We start from the raw sequence: 20,957 nt of genomic DNA on the forward strand, positions 1-20,957 counted from the left end.
CCCCTTCCCAATTTCACCCTTTCAGGCTATGTTTCTTCCCCGGCATATGAACCCGCAGGCAGAAGGAGGCCCCCTTGAACCAGCAGCTCACGGATTTTTATGTAAAACCCACATCGGATATCTTCATCAAGTTTCTATTCGGCAAGGAAGAGCATAAGCCCATTCTCATTGATTTCATCAATGCCGTTATGAAAAACTCCGGTTTCCCTTTGATCACAGACCTTGTGATTAAAAACCCTTTCAACATTCAGACCATCCTCAATGCCAAAGAAACCATCCTGGATATCAAGGCAAAATCTTCTGACGGCAGGTGGATTGATATAGAAATGCAGAACTCGGATCAGGGCTTTTTCGGGGAGCGGGCTTTGTATTACTGGACTGCCCTTTACGGAGATCAGCTGGTTACAGGGCAAAATTATGCTACCCTGCGCCCTGTGATCTGCATCAATATCCTTGACTTTAAAATGTTTAAGGATGTGGACCCTTATCACCTCTGCTTCATGCTCCGGGAAAAGGATGCGCCGGAACTGCTGCTGACGGATCACCTTGCCCTGCATTTCCTTGAACTTCCCAAGATTACTGATTATAATCTGGATAAGAGTCTGGATAGCTGGCTTTATTATCTTAAAAACGAGGGCCTGAACAAGGAGGATGATATTATGGAAAACATCTTGAAGAATAATCCTCAGATAGCCAACGCCAGAGAAAAGTACCTGAGCTTTACCCAGGATGAGCATATGCGTGAGGCCTATGAATCCCACATCAAATGGAAGCGGGATTATGAATCGGCTTTGTTTTTTGCGGAGCAGAAGGGGCTGGAGATTGGTACGGAGATTGGTACGGTTAAGGGCCGCCATGAAGAGAAGTTTGAAACCATCATGCGTTTACAGAAGTACAGGATGCAGCCCGAAGAAATAGCAGACATTACGAGTCTCACCCCCGAAAAGGTAAAGGCTGTGATTGCTGCAGGGGATAAGGGTCTGGATCTTCTGATCGGTGAGGACGCTACCAAGCATTAGCATCTTGAGCATCCACGGATACCGTTATTGGGTGCCCGTGCCACCATAAGGCAAGGGACAGCCTTGGTGTTGAGACTTCAGACCCTGTGTGGCGTTTGACCACCTCCGGCCCCCAGCCCGATTTGTGGTAGCCAGCTTGCCTGGGACCCGCCTTCGGATGTGGAGTGGAGGAAGGGTAGGTGGTAAATTTTATGGTCACCATAAAAAATCCGGACTTGCCCCAGCCTCTGCCCATACCTTTAAAATTCAGGGCTACAACAGCCGGGGCATAGAGAGCTTCGGTCTTTCAGAAAAGGCCTGCACCTGGCTTCTCAACCCTCCTGCCATCCGCTTTGAGGTTCTTCCCGAAGGCCTGAACCTTGCCTGGGATTCCTCAGAGCCTTCAGAATGCCTGCGCCATTATGCCCTGTATCTATCCTCCGAAGGTTCCTTTGATTCCACCGAGGGCATGGCACCTTTTTCTGAGGTGAAAGAAAATAAAGCCCTTCTTTCGGGCCTTGCCAATCACGAGACCGTCCATGTGGCCCTTGTGGCGGTGAACATCTCCCGCGGCCACAATCCTTACGTGCAGAGCCTTGCCCTCACCCCCAGACCCGATGAAACGGGGCCTGTCATTTCCGATGTAAAATTCGGTTCGGATCTTCTGGAAGAAGGCGATGCACTGAGCCGTTCGGGGCTTCTCAGCCTTAAGGCCGAGGATGTGTCCGGCGTAAGCCGTGTGGCCTTTTACCTCAATGGCGTTCTCCGGCACACGGCCTTTGGCGCGCCCTATGGCTGGCAGGTGGATATCTATGGGCTGGAAGAGGGGAGCCATGTCCTCAAAATCGTCGCCTGGGACAGTTTCGGTAACAGCACAAGCCTTGTAAAAAACATCCGCGTGGAGCTGGCCTTACCCGCAGCACCGGTGTTCACAAAGCCCGCAAACGGCTGGATCACCCATGCGCCCCTGGTGCTCTTTGGGGGCCGGAGCGAGCCTGATACCCGTGTTCAGCTTTATCTGGGAGAGACGCCCTTCGGAGATCTTTTAGATGTGGACAGAAGGGGAGCTTTTTCTGCAGGCCTCACCCTTGCGCCGGGTGTGCACCTTGTCCGTGCCGCAGCCCTCAACGCCGCAGGCAGAGGGCCTTTGAGTGCTGCCCTTCAGGTGGAGGTGGATACAAGCCTTCCTTCGGCTCCTGTGAACCTGAAGGCAGAAGCCCTTGAAGCCGGTGTCATGCGCCTTTCCTGGAGTGCAGGGCCTGGAGATCCGCCTTCGGGTTTCAACCTTTATCGCAGTGCAGCACCCTTTACGGAGCTTGCCCAGGCCCAAAAGGTGAACACTAAAATCATTGCCGGTCCGGGTCACAGGGACATGCCCGCCCAAGACGGGGCCTGGTTCTACAGGGGCACGGCCCTGAACAAGGCTGGCAATGAAAGTGCCCCATCCGAGCCCGCCTCGGGGATTTCTGACAGCAAAGGGCCGAGGGCCCGTGTGAGCTATGCTCATGGCGTATGTGGAAAAATATTCAAGGCTGTTGGCGTAGCCATGCCACAGGCAATTTGCGAAATATAAAAAAGAGCGTTTTGGGAAAACAGGATGGCAGGTGGTGCCAAAGGTTTGATGTTGCTTTTTATCGTGCTGAATTCATTGGATTATTGAAATTGAACTGTAGAAGATGAGTATGGCGTCTGGGGCCGCATCATCCTCGATACGAATCCTGGATTCCAGCCCTTCGGCTTTGCAGGGGGCCCACCGACGTCCGTTTTACCCAAAGAATGAAAACGATATTGCTACAGCTTATGACTCTCTAATAAATTCTGAAGATAAGCCCCAATTTCATAGGAGAAATGCAAGAGAATGCCAGAAAATACAATAAACAGAGAAGTAGGCTGCATGAGGATGTGAAAACCCCGGGCCTTGATCAGAATAAGAATAGGCAGTATGAACAGAAAAAAGACTACAAGAGGGGAAATAAAATCACTAAAAATATTCATAAACGATGGATTCTGGGTAGCAATAGCCCAAAGAGAAAAATAGATAAGGAGGTGAATGATGATATCCACTCCCCTTTCATATTTTATCGGACCTCTTTTTTTCCAGGTCAAAAGTGCGATCACTTCACGCACCAATTCTTGAGCAGCTTCCTTCACAGCAAAAAAGATACCAATAAAAGATGTGAATAGGGCCAGAATAACAAAAAGCTCCCCCAAGTTGGCAATTTGCGGTGAAAGTCCCTCCTTATAGCTTAAAATTGTCAGGCTGTTCAGATTTTCCTTAATGGCATGGGCGAGCTCCTCTGGGGTTAAAGAAAGGCTGCATGAAAAAACAAAAAAAAGTATAAAAAACCAAAGCAGCATCGATGTAATGAAAATAGCTGACTGAAGTCGCATGCGCGTTTTAAGAGGCCGTACACCAGGATGGCTTCGAAAGGCAATCACCATGGAGGATATGGCAGGAAAAAAAACTAAAGAGAGGACCAAGATTGGCAGAATCCGGAGGGCTTCCGCTGCAAGGTCGTGCAACTCGGGAAGCTGATAAAATATGGAATAATCCCAGAGAGGTACCAGGGAAATGGAAATACCGAAAAGAATAATTATCAGCACTAAAGAAAAAAAACTCATAAAGGTAAGCATGATTTTTTTGTTTATCATCTGAACTAGGGCAAAAACTAAAAGAATAATGATAATTAAAATGTTGTTCTGTGCCCAGTTGATATTCATTAAACTGAACTGTGGTATATGGGGGCCGATACTGGCATTCAGTCCCATTGCATAGGACAGAAGAATTGTATAAAAAGTAATAAGAAAGGCCAATATAATCAAGAGGCCGAAAATTCTTCCCATAAAGTGGCCAACCACCCCCGCATAATTTTGAGGGCTTATTTCCAGTAGAAGGAGAGTGACCACATAACTATGGGAGTAATAAATGATGGGAAAAATGAAAAGCGAAAGAAGAACAAAGGCCCAAATTCCCGAACTGCCTGCCTGAAGGGGCAGGTACAGAATACCCGCACCGACGGCAGTCCCAAAAAGTGTCAGAATCCAGGGAAGAGCTTTTTCTTCCCGCCCCCTATTTTCAACTTGAGAACCAGCCATTCTTTAACTCCTTATATGCCTGAAAGTCAAATTCAAGCCACCTGGACAGTAAAAAAAACATAAAAATGAACCGTGTTAACGGGTAGAAAAAGTCCCAGCTTCAATTTCCAAGTGTGAATCACGCTGCCATGGGATAACATTCATCATGGTTCCATCAGGAGCATGGGGTCTGATATAATCAGAGACCCGTCATTTCAAACCAGGAATACTGATTTTTTAGTTGGTGACAGAGATTACCTTGCACTTTCATCATGTGGGTATGCGGCCCGATCCGGGTATACGCCAGTAATATTTCATCGTCGTCTTGAAAGAAAAACTTTTTTTAATCAGCCTGATCAGCGTACCCTTTACCCACGGAAGACAAAAGCGATCGGGATTTTTAAGGAAAGATCCCTCCATGACATTTTGGATTTCCTCTTCATTTCCGCCAAGTAAAAGGTCACGGAAAGAAAAAAGGGTTTCTGGTAAACTCTTTGCTTCATCGGGCATCCAATAATCAGAAACCTTATCCCGCAGCAGATGGGCGTACTGGTCCATGTGGTGAATAAAATTGTCTTTTTCCCCAAGACGCAAAAAAGCCTCGGCAGTCTTGGCAGCCATGAACTTCAATGTGTGATCATGGGGGAGCATTCGGATACTCGCGATGCCGTTGTTCCGGATGAGGCGCAATTTGCTCACAGGACTGAGAAAAACACTTCTTTCAATGGCTATGACATAATTGGATACGGCAAAGAGCTGACATGCTTTATGGCTTTTCCAGCTGGCAAACCACCTGCGGGCCCTGTCGTTTGAATACAGGGATTCTGAATCCAGTATGGCATGTCCAACAACCTGCCAGATATCCGTATGCTGATGGCATAGAATTTTATTTTTTTCTGCACAGTCAAGGACTATTGATTTTTCACCTAAGGTATTCAGGGTATCCAGAATAATAGAGGTATAGAGCCCATTTTCCGTATCCCGGGAAAGGGATTTTTCTAAAAGAGCCTGAAGATACACGACTTGAGGTAGATATGAACTATTTTGTCCCGAAGCAGGTTCATAGAGTATATTCAGATTGAGAAGTGCAAGGCGGAAAATCTCTGTGGGCAAAGGAGATGCTTTTTTCCATTCAGCAAGGGCATAACGGATCAGGTCCTTCATCAGATTATGCTTTTTAAAAGCATCCCAGATATACTTATGGCACCAGTCACAGGCTCCGGTAGAATAATGCCAAAGATCTCGAACGACTTCAAAAGCTTTGGATACCTTTGATTGTTCAAGATAAAATGCAGCTGCCCGTGCCTGAACATAGGGGGAGTCTCTGTTAAAGATCAGCATTTTTTCAAGAATTTTGCCTGCAGAATCAAAATCCTGTCTTCCCATAAGAAGATCAAATCGTTGGGAGTGAAGGTGTTTATTTTGTGGAAAGCGGTTAAGAATTTTCAGCCAGTCATTATCCATGTCTGGCTCCAGGATGCCGGCTTCTTCAAGAATAGCAAGACGATCCCCTGCAAAATCAGGGCAATCCATCATGACAGAATGGTCATCCTGTAAAATGGCTCCGGCCAGAGACCAGTCTTCATCTTCACGAATCCATTCAAGGAGGGTGCGCCAGCCCCACTGATGCAGGGGGCAGTGCCTCAAAAATTCGCAGAGACTTTCCTTTGCTTCTTCCTTCTGGCCCGATCTTCTTGTAAGCCAGGCAGAACGCACTTCAATATCTTTGTGTGTGGACTGTATCATCTTCTGATCTTCAAGGAGATTGCGGGCCTCAGAAAAACGGTGCTGAGTCGCCAGTAGTTTTGCAAGGCTGTCAGCGGCCTTCCAGTATCCAGGGTTGTATCTCAGGGAAGCACGGTAGCAGGTTTCCACCTCTTCCATATCGGAAAGATGCCGACTCCTCCATAGGGAGGCACCATATATTTCCCATGAAACAGCTCCCTCCGGATAAGCCTTGAGTCCTTTTTTGGCGAGATCCACAGCAAGTTCGTCATGGCCGTAGTCAAAGAGCATATCTATTAAACGGTTGCGAAGGTTCAGATTCTCAGAAAGTATATCCATGCATTGCTTAACGCTATCTAAGGCCTCGTCCTTTCGTCCCATGCGCAATAACAGAAGGCAATACTCATATCGTAAATTTTCGTCAAGTGGCGAAGTTTTTATGCCATCGGAAAGAATGGCGCAGGCCTTTTCATCTTCCCCCTGCTTGCGCCAATAAAAGGCCATGTCCGCCCTGACAGAGGCGTTGAGGGGAAAACTCCTGAGAATTCGGTCTGCTACGGAAAACCATTTTTCCTCATCCAGAAGAACCCGATAAGCATGGGCGAGGGACAACTGAAGATCAAAATGGCTGGGGAAACGATGGATTCCCTCCTCAAGCATGGCCACTGCACGCTCGGCGTCCTTCCGCCCCTTTCCGTATTCAAGTAAAAGATCCGCTTTGGCCTTAACCACTTCCGGATCATCGGGAAACTTTTCAAGCCACCTGTCCACAATGGGGTGTGTCGCTTCAGCACCGAAACGCGATGCATGCATGAACAAAATTTCCCGTGCTGCAACGAGAAAACCTGAACAGCGGAACAGATGTTTTTCGAGCAGGTAAAAAATATCTTTTTGTTTTTTATCGGAAAAATTCCGGGACCAATCCCATATCCGGCGGCTTGCCCACATATACTCGGTTTCCAGTTCCAGAGCAGACAAAGCCTGATCAACGGCCCCTTCATAATCCTGCTCCAGTGCCTTTATTTCCGCTAGAATCATGGAGAAAACTGGATGATCCGGCGAAAGTTCACGGCATTGCGCCACAATTCGATCCAGTTCTTCCTGTATGGCTTTGCCCTTTTCTTCGGCATGACGGATCTCCGGTTCATTGAGCAGGCAGAATGCCAGTTCACGATGGGCCCAGGCATCATAAGGGTTCCGTCGAATCCGACTGCGAAGCAGTGCAGTCTGTTCTGTGCGACGATCCAGAGCGGCTAGCCATTCATAGTAAATGTTTTCTATATAATCATTATCCGGATGCTCCTGCATTCTTTTTTCCGCAAGGACAAGGGTACTTTTCCGGCCTTGGATCTGGCTGGTTATGAATAGATGGTTGCGGAGATTTTCAAGATTATCCGGTTCCTCGTCCATCAATTTTTCGCTTATGTCAAGGGCAGTAACCCAGTCTCCATTTTTTTGCCAACAGTCCATGGCTGTTGTGTAGAAAAGAGTAATGTTTCCTGTCTGCTTAACGGCCTGGAGTGCTTCCTCCGCCCTTTCCCACAGCCCCATCCTGGACCAGAATCTCGCAGCAAAGGAATGAAGATGGGGGTTGTCCGGATTTTTCTGACAGGCGATTTCCAGTTCTTCCACCGCCCTATCCGGGTATCCGTAATCTTCAAGGGCTTCTACCAGTGTGGAATACACCCTTTCATGCCCCAGGCTGGACGCTTTTTCTGCTCTTTTCCGTAAATACACAAGACCGGTATCCCTGCTTCCGTTTTTCGCCAGTGCATCACAATAGGTTCGGGCATAGTGGTTATTATCCGGTTCAAGATAGGTGGCGCAGTAATAGGGCAGAAGGCTTTGGGCATAATTTCCCATACGCCATTCCACATCTCCCAGCAGATAGTAGCTATCTGCATGAAAAGGTTCTCTGCTCAGGGATTCCATGATTAACAATTTGGTTTTTTCGTGACTCTTTTTGCTCAAACGGACAAGATCCGAATACCATGTCACATATTCTGACGGAGTATAGTGCCGCTTTTCCGTGGTATGGGGGGTTTCTGTTTTTTTTAGTAATACCAGATCTTTCAGTATGGTGATCTGGCCAGACGCATTCCCTGTCCGGTTAAAATTCCGAAGCAGATCATTTTTAATCAGTTCGCAGTCAGGCCACTCCGAGAGTATTTTTTTCTGAATCTCAATGGCTCTGCCTGGCTGCCCCGTATTGCCAAGATGGATACTTTCCAGCCTGAGGGAAAGGGGGTGTTCCGGAAACTGCATTTGCATGGTTTTAAGCACCAGGCCAGCAGCCTTGATCCCATCGGTCTCAGCAGCCTTGTAATAGTCCAGGAAAACCGAGAAGGGTCCCCAGGCTTCCAGAGGGATCTGGCTGAGTTCAGCCTTGCGTCCTTCAGGTACCATGGCAATGCACTCCGGTCCAAAGGGAGCCTCATGCAGGGCAATATCCCTGATCAGCATCCTTTCCAGATGTATTTGACCAGGATCATGCAAGATTAAAACATCGGCTGAAGTATCCAGCCCAACTGCCACCATCGTATGGCCGGAGTCCATCTTTCTTCGGGTAAAGATAAAGGGGATACCACTTTCAAGAAGACTCCTGATGATGGACTCCTCTGCAATAAAGGGCTTGACTGCAACTCCTCTGGCCTCCAGCCAGTCCCGGATATGCCATATGGCAGTGCCATGGAATGTGATATTTTGGGAAAGAGTATCCATATCAATATTTAAGCCAAGACCTGCAAGAATTGAGGCTACAGATGCTGGTAAGCATGTATTGTGGGTCTGGAATACGGGCGCATACGGAACCGTCACGTTTATGCTTTTTGGATTTTGTTCATAATTGGTCAGGACAGCCTCATAAAATGGATGCTGAACAGCCTCTTTTTCAGCCTGCATGGCAGCCCTGTCATTGAGCAGCCAGGCGATGTTAATGCGGACCATGGCAAAATCATTTTTCAGCTTATCATCGGCCAGGGGTGCAAGTCTTTCAAGCTCCTTAAGCGATACTATGGCTTTTGATAGCATGGTATAACGTTCTTCTTCCGGCAGTCTTTCTGTCCAGACACAGAGATATCGCAACCCAGCCATCAGAGTTTCATAGGATTGGCCAAGCACTGCAACAGACATAATCTGTCTTACGGCCTTTTCAGCTAAACCCTTCCGGGAATAAATGTGACCAAGTAGAGCTGCTGTCTGAGGGTGACCTGGTGATATTTCCCAGCTTTTCCGGATGGAATCAAAGGCCCTGTCCAGCTGATCCGCCAGAAGCCATACTTCTGCCTCGCATGCCATTACCCGGCTTTTTTCCTGTTCCTGCTCAAAAGCAGTTTTAAGGCATGTTTCGGCCCGATCAAAATCTCTGGCCCGTGCATATATCCGTGCCATCCATGAATACCAGATAGCTTTATCATCCTGCCTTTCCAGGCTGTCATGTGAAAACTCCTCCAAAATCTTAAGTTGGGACAGCATGTTATCCGTTTTTTTGTTCCCATACAAAAGAACCAGGGGATAGCCAGGATACTGTTCATAAGCAAGCCCATAGAAGGTCTCAAGTAGGGTGGTGCTGCCAAGTTGACCGGCAAGCCTTCCGAGCAGCATCATGTGACGTACACTCAGGCCTTTATGTTTTTCTGGTTCATGGATTTCATCCCGGACAAGGGCATAGGCATCCAGATAAAGGTTTTTATTATAAAGATCTTCCACTTGATCCAGTTTTGCTAAAAAATCATACGACATACGATTTCACTCCTCCAGCCCAAATTTGAACATGTGTAATCCCGATTAAAAACTTCAAATCGCAGTGTGTGATAATTGAACCTGAGACCCCCAGTCTGTTTCTGAAATTTCGAAATCAGAAAAAGCTTCTCAGCAGTCTTACAGCATGGGCCCGAAGGGAGCAGGGGATGTGTGGCTTTCTCTGCAGTTACTAACAAGTAACCCACACCGCGTTATGGCGTTTTGTCATAAAGTAATTTGTCAAGTTACTCAGAAGCAGCTCATGCCCTGTTAGTGCATCTTGTCGTAGAGTAACTTGTGCCGGATTTAAACTCATTTCGATCAGTGATGGATCATTGGTTGTTTCTTAATATTCTGAATTAAAAGAACTAAATTTAAGTTGTCCAGAAGAAGACCGAAACCCAATAAGCAAAGCATCCGCTGTTTCAGGTCTGACCACAGCAATCAGGCATTTTTATCTACGTCGAGTTCGGGTGGGAAATGAACTTTTTTTATATGTACAAAAAGCTGTTATTGATGATTTCTCCACTTGTTATAATATACAGATGGGTTTCATGCAACTTTTGAGTGGTTTGAATTTGATTTTTTAAATCAGGTGCTTAAAAAAAGTAATTATCCATTACTGGTCAAAATGAGTTTGAATTTGATAGCAAGTTACTCTATGAGACAAGATGCCGTAACAGAGCGTGGGCTGCTATTAAGGAGTAAGCAAAAGGCGGGCCATTTGAAAAAGCCATTTTTTAACCGTTCCACAGCGTTTGTAGTGCCGTTTAGTGTCGTTTTTGGACTTTTTTTGTCGGGGTATGTTGGGGGATACACAGAGAAGTCATCAAGCAGATGGACGTTTAGGATTCATGGTCTTCAAAGAGATTTTGATCTGATACCAGGTTCTTATCTCTCCGGTTGCGGCCGGCATAATCACGCAGGGGCATTCCTCGTATTGATCTGGGTATTGACTGGGTATGATGCAGAAACAGCATAGCATTTTATCTTTCTTTGTGAGGATGTCTGGATTCAGTAAATACCTTCCATTCTGGCAGCAGATAAGTCGGTTTAGATGAGCTTGGGGCCTAGGTTGGTGGTGGATGCAGGACAAAAGCGATATGCGCTCTGGTGATATCTTCGAGGCGTTGCATGCCACGTCATACGGTAACAGTACCAGGTTCGCCATCGGATTTACGATAAAATAAAACCCAAAGTGGCAACCGTAATTACGGCTTTACGAAGTGGGGGTGGTTTATCCGGGACTACAGGTGACTGATTGATAAGCCAACAGGTATAATGTCTTGTCTTTTATTTCAATTTAAAAAACAGATCGTAACTGTTCAGCACAATTTTCCTTTGACAAATCGAATACCTTCAATCAGATACATAGACAATTTGCGTATTTTCTAACGATTTGATAAATGGGTAAAAAATTACATGCCTTATTTTGTGTTTTGCGGCAGCCTTGATATGGCTACGCTAAATGTTAACAGAGCCTAAAGCATCCGTCTTTTTGAAAGGTCGGTTCCATGTCAGGTCCACAGTCCGCAGAACAGTCCCTTTTTTCCTTTGAGTTTATTCTGTTAAGTTTTATTGCTTTTCTGGCCTTTTGCAACATTTCCATGTTTTACGGCTTCAATGCCTATCTGGAACAAGCGGGCGTGCCTGCGGTCTGGCGTGGGATATTGATCAGTCTGGAGCCCTTTACGGCCTTTGCCCTGAGGCCCCTTGTCAGCACCTTTATTTCTCCCCGTAACGCCATCAGAATCATGGGGCTGGGGCTTCTCATTCTGGCCCTTTCCCTTGGGGGATACGCCCTTGCTCAGGATCTCCGCCATCTGGTTCTGGTAAGAGTCTGCCATGGTCTGGGGTTTGTGCTGCTGGTTTCCGCAGTGATCCATGTGCTGGTTCTGTTGATCCCCAAAAAAAGAAGCGGTCAGGGTTTTGGGGTGTTTACGGTCATGACCCTTCTGCCCTACGCCATTTTGCCGCCTCTCATGGAAAGGCTTCTGCCCTGGGCGCAAAGTGAGGTGAACATTTACGTGCTGGGTGCACCCCTTTTTCTTGCAGCCCTCCTGCTCCTGATTCCCCTTTCTTTCCGCCTGAAAAAACGATGGGTGAGTCTGCCCGCTGAAGCCATGAAAAAGCCGGGATTTCAGGATATGGTTTCAGGCCTGAAGCATCCCGGCGTTCTCTCCCTTCTCTGGGTGAACTTTCTGGTTTTTACGGCAACTACCATGGTCTTTTTTTACATGAAAGATCACCTTTTACGTCTGGGGGCTTCCAATCCGGGGCTTTTTTTCACCCTGACAACGGCGGCCACCCTTTTGGTGCGTATTTTTTGCGGAAAGCTCATGGACGGCATCAACCGGGCCGGGATGCTGCTTTCTTTTCTCTGTCTTCTGGCCTTCAGCCTCTGCTTTTTTTCCCTTTCCACAGCGCCTGTTCTGGTTTTGGGACTGGCCCTTTTTTACGGCATGGTCATCGGTTTTCTCATGCCCCAGCTCAATGCCTTCATGTTTGACATCTCCCCTGTGCATCTCAAAGGGATGAACAGCAATCTCATGCTCTTTGCTATGGACGGAGGGTTTTTCATGGGGCCGCTTCTGGCAGGATTTCTCCTCGGAGCAGGCGTTTCTTATGCCGGTCTTTTTTCCCTTTTTGCCCTGCTTCCGGCTATGGGAATGCTTTGGATCTGGTCCATACGGCGGCTGGCGGCCCCATGAAAGTCAGGGAGATATCAGTCCCTGCGGGTGGCCTCCCTGTCCTTTAATATGGTGGCCAGAATGCTTTCCGACCGTTCTCCATGTACCTTGATGCCTTCAATATTGGGTTCATGGAGAAGTTTCTGCATGAGAATGCCGTCGTTTCCGTACCAGCAGGGCAGGGCACTGCCAAGGAAATAGGCCTGATGACGGAGAATTTCTATGGCTGTAACCACCTCCGGCCTGCTGAGATCCAAAAAGACCTGAATCACGGTGCAGCCCTGATCCACAGCCTCATTTTCCTTTTTTTTCAGGATATCCACGAAATCCATGCCCAGCTCAAGGAAGGTGAAGCGGGCCACACCTGCGTCTGGATAGAGGCTTTCCGTGAGTCTGCTTTGCGTATCCGTCAGGGGAGATGAGGCCACAACAAAATCCCTTGAAAGACTGAGGCCTTCATAGAAAGAGGGCAGGATGTCGGCATAGGCGGGATGGAGATGCACCCTGCGGTGTTCGCTATCCTTCACTTTGAAGCCGATCAGGGCCGAAACCCTTCCGGAACTGCTTTTTTCCATTTCATAGGCATCGGCTGGCATGAGATCGATTTCCATACCTGTGAAGACATAACCCAGACGGATTCCGGCCTTTTGCATGAAGACATGGTTGCAGACCGCTTCTCCCCAGAGATTGTGCAGTCCTTTTTCCGGATAAATCCTGCTGTGGGCAAGGCCCATGGTTTTTCCCATAATATCCTGATTGCGGAGTTCTTTGAGTACAATGGCCTGTCCTTCCTCGTAGAGATCCCTGTTGGGCGGGTCGGAGCGGTAAACGGCTGTCTGCCCCACCACCCGGCCATCAAGGATGGCAAGCACCCGAAAAAAATCCCCGGCTTCCTGGGCCGCAAGGATGGCTTCGGGGTCATAGACACTGGCAACGGGGTAATGGTCGCCATACACGGCCCGGTAAAGCTCCACAACACCGGGGGCATCATCTTTTTGCATGAGACGAATCTGAAGATCCATGGTCTGTTCCTTTCATGGAATGGGGGATGGATGGGCGGATCTGCCGGAGGGTGGACATGGGGAGTCGGAAAGTCTCTGCACAGGACAAAGCCTCCGGTAGGCTTCCGGTGTATCCATATCCTTTAGAATACCCGCATCCGGGCAGGGGATTTCAAGGACATCGCTTGTTTCAAGAAATTTTCTGAGCCCGCCTTTTCCGGAAAAAGCAAGAAGGCCGGGGATGAGTTCCGCACGGAGCAGGGGCGGATGTCCCCCTTCTCCCTGAAAGACGGGGATAAAGGCTTTTTTGTGGGGATGGGTTTCCATGGCATGCATCAGCGCCAGCAGGGTGGGGCAGGACACTAAGGGAATATCCACGGGATGGACAAAAAAGGCCTGCGTTTCCGGAGAAAGGGCTTCAAAACCCCTTTGCACCGAAGAAAACATCCCCTTTTCCGCTGCGGGATTGGGCAGGATGCGGGCGTCGAGATCCAGCGCCTCCAGGGCAGGGGTATTGTCTCCGCTGATCACGGTGATGGCATGAAGCCCTGCTTTTTTGTAGAGGGCAATGAGATGCTCCACCACGGTGTGCTTTCCGAAGGGAAGCCCTGCCTTGTCCTGGCCCATGCGGCTGGATTTTCCTGCGGCAAGGATAAGAACCGCACAGTCTTTTTTTGGATGTGGGCGGGCATTTTTCCTCACAGGCTTCCCTTCCTGCGAATGGCAATCATTTCCCCGAGAATGCTTACGGCAATTTCCCCCGGTGTCTGGGCCCCAATGGCAAGGCCCACGGGGCAGTGTACTCGGGACAGGACCTCATCCCCGAAACCTTCCGCCCGAAGCTTTGCAAAAAGGGCCTCGCGCTTACGGCGGCTGCCCACCATGCCGATGTAGCGGGCTTTGGTGTTTAAGGCCTGTTCCAGCACGAGGTGGTCATGGCTGTGGCCATAGGTGGCAATGAGAATCCAGGTGGAAGGGGTAATGGAAAGCCCCTCCATGCAGCCCTCAAAACTTTCGATGCTGTGGACGGGAACATTTTCAGGAAAGGAGATGCTCCCAAGGTAGTCGTTGCGGTCATCGAAGATGCCGGGGTCAAAGCCTGCGGCAAGGGCCATGGGGCAGAGGGCCTGTGCGATGTGACCGGCTCCGAAGATCAGGAGCCCGGCCTGGGGTTCGAGGCGGATGAAAAAGCTTTCCGATGAAGGCGGACTTTCTTCCCTTAAGAAAAAGGCGGGGCCTTCCAGTATGCGGATGCGGCAGGGAAAAGCTTTGGATCTTTTTTCAATTTCTTCTTTTCTTTCATGGGAAAAAGAAACCTGAAAACCGGTGGCTAGCCTTTCTCCCAGATCCTTCACAAGGTTTTCCATAAGGGAAAGCTCCGGGCCTGCCCCTTTTTTCAGGGGCAGAAGGAGGAGAGAAGCACTGCCGCCACAGGGCATTCCTGCCATCTCCGGTGTCAGACGGGCTTCCATGTGCCGGGCTTTTCCTTCTTCCATTGCTTGTCTGGCCTGGGCCATGGCCTCCAGCTCCAGTGCGCCGCCGCCCACACTGCCCTGTGTCTTGCCATCCCCTTTCACCAGCATGAGGGCCTTTTCACCGCCGGGCACAGAGCCTGTATGGGAGATGACTGCCACAAGGCAGGCAGAGGCTTTATCTTTAAGGATTTCCATGCAGGCACTAAGAATTTCCATGGCCGTCATGACCGCTCTCCTTTGTCATCAGAATCCCGGTAGAGGATCAGCCTTTGCAGCAGACTGGCGCTCACCTTTTTTCTGTAGTCCGCACTGGCCCGGATATCGCTGATGGGCTGTACCGCTTTTTGGGCGTAAAAGGCCGCTTCCTTGAGGCTTTCTTCCCGAAGGGGTTTTCCCATGAGGGCGGCTTCGGCTTCGGAAGAGCGGATGACCTTCGGCCCCACGCTGCCCCAGGCCAGACGGGCTTGTGTCACAAGGCCCTGTTCCATGCGGATGAGGGCAGCAAGGCTTGCCACGGCTATGGCCATGGCGTTGCGGTTGCCAACCTTCTCAAAGTGCTGGATGGGGGCATTTGGGGGGATGGGAATGCGGATGCGGTGCAGAAGCTCACCGGGCAAAAGCGCCGTACGGCCCGGACCTGTGATGAAGGCTTCCATGGAAAGGGTGCGCAGGCCTTTTTCCGAAAGCAGTTCCGGACGGGCTTCCAGCAGGAAGAGGGCGGGCAGGGTATCGCCTGCCGGAGATGCGGTGCAGAGATTGCCCCCGAGGGTGGCCATGTTCCGGAGGGCAGGTCCCCCCACGGAATCGGCTCCCTGGCAGAGCAGGGGCAGATGCTGGCGGGTCAGGGGATGGCTTGCCACTTCCTTTAGGGTGCAGGCGGCTCCAATGGAGATCTCATCTCCTTCTCTTAGGATATCTCCCATGCCCTCCATGCGTTCAAGGCCGATGAGGGGGGGCAGGGCTTTTTGTTTCTGACGCAGGGCCACCAGAAGATCCGTGCCGCCCGCCATGAACCGGGCTTCTGGATACGCCTTTACCATGGAAAGGAGCATTTCCTCTGTACGGGGAAAGAGAACGGGGTTCATGGCATCTCCTTTGGGGCTGTGAGTTTTTTTGCCGTATCTTCCACGGCATCGAGGATTTTCACATACCCTGTGCATCGGCAGAGGTTCCCCGAAAGGCTTTTGCGGATGTCTTCCCGATCCGCTTCGGGATGATTGCGCAGGAGAGCCAGGGCCGTCATTTCCATGCCGGGAATGCAGTAGCCGCACTGCACGGCTCCCTTTTCTTCAAAGGAGGTGATGAGCTTTTCTCCCACAGGATCTTTTTCAAGGCTTTCCACGGTTTCTATGTTGCGGCCTTCTAACTGGGCCGCCAGCATGAGGCAGGAGAGCATGGGAAAGCCGTCCACAAGCAGGGTGCAGGCCCCGCACTCACCGGTTCCGCAGCCTTCCTTGGTGCCCGTGAGGTGAAGGTCTTCCCGGAGAAGATCCACTACCCTGCGGCCGGGAGCGACGGACAGGGAAAGGGGACTGCCGTTCAGAAAAAAGGAGATGGGTGAATTTTCAGGGGGTTTTGACATGGGAAGATCTCCGGAAATATGGTTTTTATCTCTTATGTTTGCCGGAAGGGAGGTCTGGCTGGATTGCAGCTCTCATCGGTTTTCCAGACTCCCCAGCACGGCTTCGGCCATGATGGGCGCTTTGTGGATGCGTCTGCATCCCGCATCCCGCAGGGCGTTGGCAATGGCGGGCAAGGGGCCGTTCATGGCCACCTCACCGATGCCCTTCATGCCAAAGGGCCCGCTTTCCTCTTCCTCCACAGGCGGGGCAAGGGAGAGGATGTCCGGCAGATCGAGGCTCCCCGGCATGAGATAGGTGGTAAAATCTTTGGTCTTCACAACCCCTTTTTCTGTGATGAAATCCTCGTAGAGGGCATAGCCGATACCCTGGGCCACACCGCCCTGCACCTGCTGATCGAACATGGACGGATTGAGCACGGCCCCGCCGTCGGTGAGGGCGAGGTAATCCTTCACCTGCACCCTGCCTGTGAGGGTGTCCACCTCCACCCGCGCAAGGTGGGCACCGTAGCCGAAAATCACATGGGGAAAGCCGATGAAAAAGCCCCTGGACGTATCCGGCACCTCCCGGCACACCGGTGCGATGAACTGACCAAGGCAGACCCTTTCCTCAAGGCTCATGAAGGAAGCGAGCTGTTCCAGGGAAACCGAACGGCCGGAGGGTTCATGCCGCACCCGCCCCGGTTCCAGCACAAGCCCCTCATCATTCTGAAGAAAGAGGATGAGCCCCGCCCGGTTGATGAGGCGGCTTGCCAGCTCTTCGCAGGCGCTGATGAGGGCTTTTCCAAAGGTGTAGGTGGTGCGCCCTGCTGAGGAGGAACCGGAAGGATAGGCGCTGCGGGTATCGGGCTGGCGCAGGCTTAGGGCCTCGGCACTCTGGCGGAGGATGTGGCCTGCAATCTGCAAAAAGGCACTGCTGTTGCCCTGTCCCATGTCCGTTACGGCATTGTGGACAATGAAGTGTCCTTTCACGTCCATCTCGATTTTGGCGATGGCCGCGTCCCGCACCCCGCCTCCGTACCCTGCGGCATTGAAGACGGCGGCAAGGCCGGTTCCCCGGATGCAAAAGGGCGGGGCTTCCTTTTGCCATTGCCTACGGGTCTGCCAGAGGGGATGGTTCCGGATGCCTTCGAGGCAGGCGGCAAGGCTGGTGGAGGATTCCAGCAGCACGCCTGCGCCGTTGGTGTCTCCCCGGTGAAGGGCATTCCGGAGACGCAGCTCTAAGGGATCCTGCTTCAGCTTTTCCGCCAGCATGTCCATCATGGATTCAAAGGCAAAACTCACCTGACAGACCCCAAAGGCCCGCATGGCCCCGCCCGTGGGCGTATGGGTATGGACGCAGAAGCCTTCGGTGAGGTTGTGGGGGATGCGGTAGGGGCCTGCGGCGTGTTCCATGCCCAGTTCCATGACCTCCGGCCCCAGATGGGCGTAAGCGCCGGTGTCATACCAGAGCCTTGCATGGAGGCTGTGCAGACTGCCGTCGGCCAGCGCTCCCAGACGGTAGTGCATGCGGCAGGCATGGCGCTTGTAGCCCGCCACAAAGCTTTCCTCCCTTTCCCAGAGCATTTTGACGGAACGACCGGGGCAGTGCAGGGCCGCAAGGCCCAAGAGACACTGCACGGTGGCCCCGTCTTTTCCGCCAAAACCTCCGCCCAAGGAGGGGGCATGGATATGCACCTGCATGAAGGGAATCCCTAAGGCGTGGCTGATTTCTAAACGATCCCTGAAGGGCGACTGAGTGGAAACCTCCATGCGGAGGGTGCCGTCTTCCAGCAGGCAGGCCGTACCGGCTTCCGTTTCCAGAAAACCATGGGCCTGCACAGGCGTTTCAAACCAGCCTTCCACCACGGCGGCGCAGGCATCAAAATCGGGCTTTCCTTTTTGAATGGTGGCTTTTGCCAGCATATTTCCCGGTTTATCTTCGTGCACTAAAGGGGCATTTTCCGCCATGGCCTCATCCAGATCAAAGACACCGGGAGAGGGTTCGGCATGGATGCGGATACATGACATGGCGCTGCGGATGGCCTCTTTGTTTTCAGCAATGAGGAGGGCTACAGGATCTCCGCAGTAGCGGATGCGATCCTCCACAAGAACGGGCATGTCCTTATGGATGATGCCCTGACGGTTGGAGCCCGGTACGTCTTTGGCTGTGAGAATGGCCACGATACCGGGAATCTGTCGGGCTTCTTCCAGATCCAGCTCCAGAAGCCGTCCGCAGGGAAGGCCCGAGCGCAGGGCCTGGGCCAGAAGCAGGTTTTCTGGGAAAAGATCCGCCGCATAGGGTTCTCTGCCGCAGGCTTTGGCCCGGGCATCGCCTCTGGGAAGCGGGAGGCCGATGGTCATGGGGGAGCGGGATGGGGATTCAGTTGCGTTCCCGGATATTTGGGTGGGCATGGTTTCTCCCTGTTATTTGGGTTTCTGGCTCGATTTTCATGCATCGCTTGTTTCATCTGCAATAAACAGCAGTTGAAAAATCTGTCAGGAAAGCAGTCTGGGGTAGCCCCTTTCCTCCAGCACCTCTTCCAGCGCCACAGCAAAGTCTTCCATGAGGGGTTTTTCCCTTAAGGTGATGCGGATGTGGTTGGGGTAGCGGAAGCCCGTCATGGTGCGCACCATGTAGCCTTTGCGGATCAGTTTGCGGTAGGCCAGCTGATCATTGAAGGGCAGGCCCGCAATCAGGTAGTTGCCTTCCCCTGCAATGACATCAAGTCCCATCCCTTCCAGTCTGGTTTTCAGCCAGTTTTTGGATTCTTTCACCATCCGTTTTGTTTTTTCGATGTGCTCTTTGTCTCCGAAGGCGGCCATGGCCGCTTTCTGGGCCGCACTGTTGATGGAATACACAATGCGGGTGCGGCAGATGTCAAAGACCGGGTCTTTCTGGCCAATGAGGTATCCGATACGCAGGCCTGCAAGGCCGTACATCTTGGAAAAGGTCCGGAAGATGAGAAGATTCGGATGATCGTCAAGGAGGGTGAGGGCATCCGGGAAAGTTTCATCCTCTGCAAATTCGCAGTAGGCCTCGTCCACCACCACCATGGCCCGGCCATCCACGGCCTCCAGAAATTTTTGCAGGGTTTCTTTGTCCCAGAAGGTGCCCGTGGGGTTGTTGGGATTGCAGATGAAAAAAATCTTGGTGCGCTCATCCATGAAGGCCAGCATGGCTTCCGGGTCAAAGCCGTGATCCTTCATGGGTGTGAGCCTTGCTTGCACACCGGAAAATTCCGCCACCCATTCATACACGGCAAAGGTCTTGTCTGCGGTGATGATGTTGTCGCCTGCCTCGCAGTAGGCGGAAATGACAAACTGAATGATCTCGTTGGCCCCGTTGCCGCAGAGGATCTGATCCGGGGAAATTCCCAGTTTTTCGGCCATATGGCAGCGCAGGTCAAAGGCATCGCCGCTGGGATAAATGGCCATGTCCTTTGGGTTGAGAGATTGTATGGTTTCCATGGCCGCAGGGGGCGGGCCGAAGGGGTTTTCATTGTTGTTGAGGCGATGGAGAACGGGAATGCCGTAGGCCGCCATGAGATAGGAATCGGGTCTGGATGGGATATAGGGATCAATCTCCCGTATGAATTCCGGCACCAGCATGGAAGGATGCTTTTTCATGCGCATTCTCCTTTCTGCCCCATCCGGGCTTCGAGGATGAGAAGATCCCCGAGGCTTCCGCCTCCGGGAAGAAGCAGGGTGGGAGAAAAGCCTTTTTTGGAGAGAAGGGGCAGGAGGGAGGCTTCTTCTGTTTTTGCAAGGTCAAGATACATTTCGCATAAATTTATTCCTTCTTCCTGAAACCAGCACAGATGGGCCTCAAGGTTGGCTTCCATGTCTTCTCCTGCCAAAAGAGGGCGCATGCGGCATTTTTTTTCTTTTCTGTTGAGGGAGCTTGAAAAGACGCCGGGGCCTTTGGCTTCACAAGGGTTGGATTCCATGAGGATTTTTTTTCTGGGGAGATCCTGCCGGGTTACGGTGGTGTCAATGAAATCGGCGATGTTGGCTGTATAATGGAGAAGGCCGCCCGCATCATCGCAAAGGGGAAAGTGCCAGGCCGTCTTTGTGCCGGATGGAGCATGACCGCCTGCGGGGATGTAAAATTTTTCGGGAAAGCAGTCTTCGTCAAAAATCCTTGTCAGCACGCCGGAAAAGGGCTTGCGTCCCACCCGCTCTAAGCAGTGGCAGGCCAGATCTTCAGCCATGCGGCGTCTGTCTTTGTCCGTGAAGATAAAGGGACCATAGCCCCGGAGGAGGCGTCCTTCTTCGGGGATGCAGAAGGCGGCCCCTGCCACCTCACCGGATTCCGTTTCTGCCAAAGCCCCGAAAAGCTGGCCCTCTGCCGTAAGGGCGGCAAGCCTTGCCGGATGAAAGGTTTTTGTATCAGGGTTGATGCCTTTGATGTGATGAAAAAGCCGCTGACCGCAGGCTGCCATGGTTTCCGGTGTGGGCCGGATGAGGCGGTAGAAGCGGTGGGCCGCAAGGGGGGGAGCAAGGGGAACGGGCTGGTCAAAGACCTTTTCCACGGAAAAGGTCAGGTGCAGGCGGCGGCTTTCGTCTTTTTCTAAAGAGAAAAAGTCCACCCAGCGGCTGGCCAGCGCCAGCCCCAGACCGGAGGCATCTTTTTCAAGATCCGGCCGCCAGGCGAGGTTGAAGGCGGAAAGGTCCATATCCACAGGCGGGCA

Annotated in this window: 13 protein-coding genes; 3 read left to right on the forward strand and 10 right to left on the reverse strand. The window is 51.3% G+C overall.

Annotated features, from left to right (window positions below; all coding sequences use genetic code 11):
* Positions 1-74 precede the first annotated feature (74 nt).
* Both LZ24_RS15335 and LZ24_RS15340 read left to right on the forward strand, forming a co-directional pair.
* Positions 75-1,019: an Rpn family recombination-promoting nuclease/putative transposase gene (locus tag LZ24_RS15335; protein WP_144686606.1), complete on the forward strand. Its 945-nt coding sequence runs from the start codon at positions 75-77 to the stop codon at positions 1,017-1,019.
* Between the two features lie 157 nt (positions 1,020-1,176).
* Positions 1,177-2,571: an Ig-like domain-containing protein gene (locus LZ24_RS15340; protein ID WP_222427667.1), complete on the forward strand. Its 1,395-nt coding sequence runs from the start codon at positions 1,177-1,179 to the stop codon at positions 2,569-2,571.
* A gap of 218 nt (positions 2,572-2,789) precedes the next feature.
* On the opposite strand, the gene LZ24_RS15345 is transcribed toward LZ24_RS15340, so the two are convergent.
* Positions 2,790-4,094, reverse strand: coding sequence for an aromatic amino acid transport family protein (locus LZ24_RS15345; protein ID WP_144686608.1), 1,305 nt, complete (start codon positions 4,092-4,094; stop codon positions 2,790-2,792).
* Between the two features lie 249 nt (positions 4,095-4,343).
* Positions 4,344-9,539: a C39 family peptidase gene (locus LZ24_RS15350; RefSeq protein ID WP_144686609.1), complete on the reverse strand. Its 5,196-nt coding sequence runs from the start codon at positions 9,537-9,539 to the stop codon at positions 4,344-4,346.
* A 1,514-nt stretch (positions 9,540-11,053) separates the two neighbouring features.
* On the opposite strand from LZ24_RS15350, the gene LZ24_RS15355 reads away from it, so the two are divergent.
* Positions 11,054-12,250: an MFS transporter gene (locus tag LZ24_RS15355; RefSeq protein ID WP_144686610.1), complete on the forward strand. Its 1,197-nt coding sequence runs from the start codon at positions 11,054-11,056 to the stop codon at positions 12,248-12,250.
* A gap of 14 nt (positions 12,251-12,264) precedes the next feature.
* On the opposite strand, the gene LZ24_RS15360 is transcribed toward LZ24_RS15355, so the two are convergent.
* The 8 genes from LZ24_RS15360 to LZ24_RS17360 all read right to left on the reverse strand — a co-directional run.
* Complete coding sequence (locus tag LZ24_RS15360; RefSeq protein ID WP_144686611.1) at positions 12,265-13,251, reverse strand: hypothetical protein; 987 nt, start codon at positions 13,249-13,251, stop codon at positions 12,265-12,267.
* Between the two features lie 12 nt (positions 13,252-13,263).
* Positions 13,264-13,932, reverse strand: coding sequence for a nucleotidyltransferase family protein (locus LZ24_RS15365; RefSeq protein WP_144686612.1), 669 nt, complete (start codon positions 13,930-13,932; stop codon positions 13,264-13,266).
* A complete protein-coding gene (locus LZ24_RS15370; RefSeq protein ID WP_144686613.1) occupies positions 13,929-14,930 on the reverse strand; it encodes an XdhC family protein in 1,002 nt (333 codons plus the stop codon). Before LZ24_RS15370 ends, LZ24_RS15365 begins: the two co-directional genes overlap by 4 nt.
* Positions 14,927-15,790 (reverse strand): FAD binding domain-containing protein, encoded by an 864-nt coding sequence (locus tag LZ24_RS15375; RefSeq protein WP_144686614.1) that lies wholly within the window; start codon positions 15,788-15,790, stop codon positions 14,927-14,929. The genes LZ24_RS15370 and LZ24_RS15375 overlap by 4 nt, the downstream gene beginning before the upstream one ends.
* Positions 15,787-16,287 (reverse strand): (2Fe-2S)-binding protein, encoded by a 501-nt coding sequence (locus LZ24_RS15380; protein ID WP_144686615.1) that lies wholly within the window; start codon positions 16,285-16,287, stop codon positions 15,787-15,789. The genes LZ24_RS15375 and LZ24_RS15380 overlap by 4 nt, the downstream gene beginning before the upstream one ends.
* A 72-nt stretch (positions 16,288-16,359) precedes the next feature.
* Positions 16,360-18,678, reverse strand: a complete 2,319-nt coding sequence (locus LZ24_RS15385; RefSeq protein WP_144686616.1) for a xanthine dehydrogenase family protein molybdopterin-binding subunit — start codon at positions 18,676-18,678, stop codon at positions 16,360-16,362.
* A gap of 84 nt (positions 18,679-18,762) precedes the next feature.
* On the reverse strand, positions 18,763-19,893 hold the full coding sequence (gene hisC, locus LZ24_RS15390; protein ID WP_246118615.1) for a histidinol-phosphate transaminase: 1,131 nt from the start codon (positions 19,891-19,893) through the stop codon (positions 18,763-18,765).
* The coding region (locus tag LZ24_RS17360) for a hypothetical protein (protein WP_186443197.1) at positions 19,890-20,957 on the reverse strand (1,068 nt) is incomplete at its 5' end. The genes hisC and LZ24_RS17360, both read right to left, overlap by 4 nt.

The sequence above is a fragment of the Desulfobotulus alkaliphilus genome, from assembly GCF_007830435.1.
GTDB classification, from domain to species: domain Bacteria; phylum Desulfobacterota; class Desulfobacteria; order Desulfobacterales; family ASO4-4; genus Desulfobotulus; species Desulfobotulus alkaliphilus.

Bases quoted from the DNA above. Each gene is read 5' to 3' on its own strand.
- LZ24_RS15355 (WP_144686610.1), top strand. From the start codon at position 11,054: ATGTCAGGTCCACAGTCCGCAGAACAGTCCCTTTTTTCCTTTGAGTTT.
- LZ24_RS15380 (WP_144686615.1), bottom strand. From the start codon at position 16,287: ATGTCAAAACCCCCTGAAAATTCACCCATCTCCTTTTTTCTGAACGGC.
- LZ24_RS15385 (WP_144686616.1), bottom strand. From the start codon at position 18,678: ATGCCCACCCAAATATCCGGGAACGCAACTGAATCCCCATCCCGCTCC.
- hisC (WP_246118615.1), bottom strand. From the start codon at position 19,893: ATGAAAAAGCATCCTTCCATGCTGGTGCCGGAATTCATACGGGAGATT.
- LZ24_RS15350 (WP_144686609.1), bottom strand. From the start codon at position 9,539: ATGTCGTATGATTTTTTAGCAAAACTGGATCAAGTGGAAGATCTTTAT.
- LZ24_RS15345 (WP_144686608.1), bottom strand. From the start codon at position 4,094: ATGGCTGGTTCTCAAGTTGAAAATAGGGGGCGGGAAGAAAAAGCTCTT.
- LZ24_RS15360 (WP_144686611.1), bottom strand. From the start codon at position 13,251: ATGGATCTTCAGATTCGTCTCATGCAAAAAGATGATGCCCCCGGTGTT.
- LZ24_RS15370 (WP_144686613.1), bottom strand. From the start codon at position 14,930: ATGACGGCCATGGAAATTCTTAGTGCCTGCATGGAAATCCTTAAAGAT.
- LZ24_RS15375 (WP_144686614.1), bottom strand. From the start codon at position 15,790: ATGAACCCCGTTCTCTTTCCCCGTACAGAGGAAATGCTCCTTTCCATG.
- LZ24_RS15340 (WP_222427667.1), top strand. From the start codon at position 1,177: ATGTGGAGTGGAGGAAGGGTAGGTGGTAAATTTTATGGTCACCATAAA.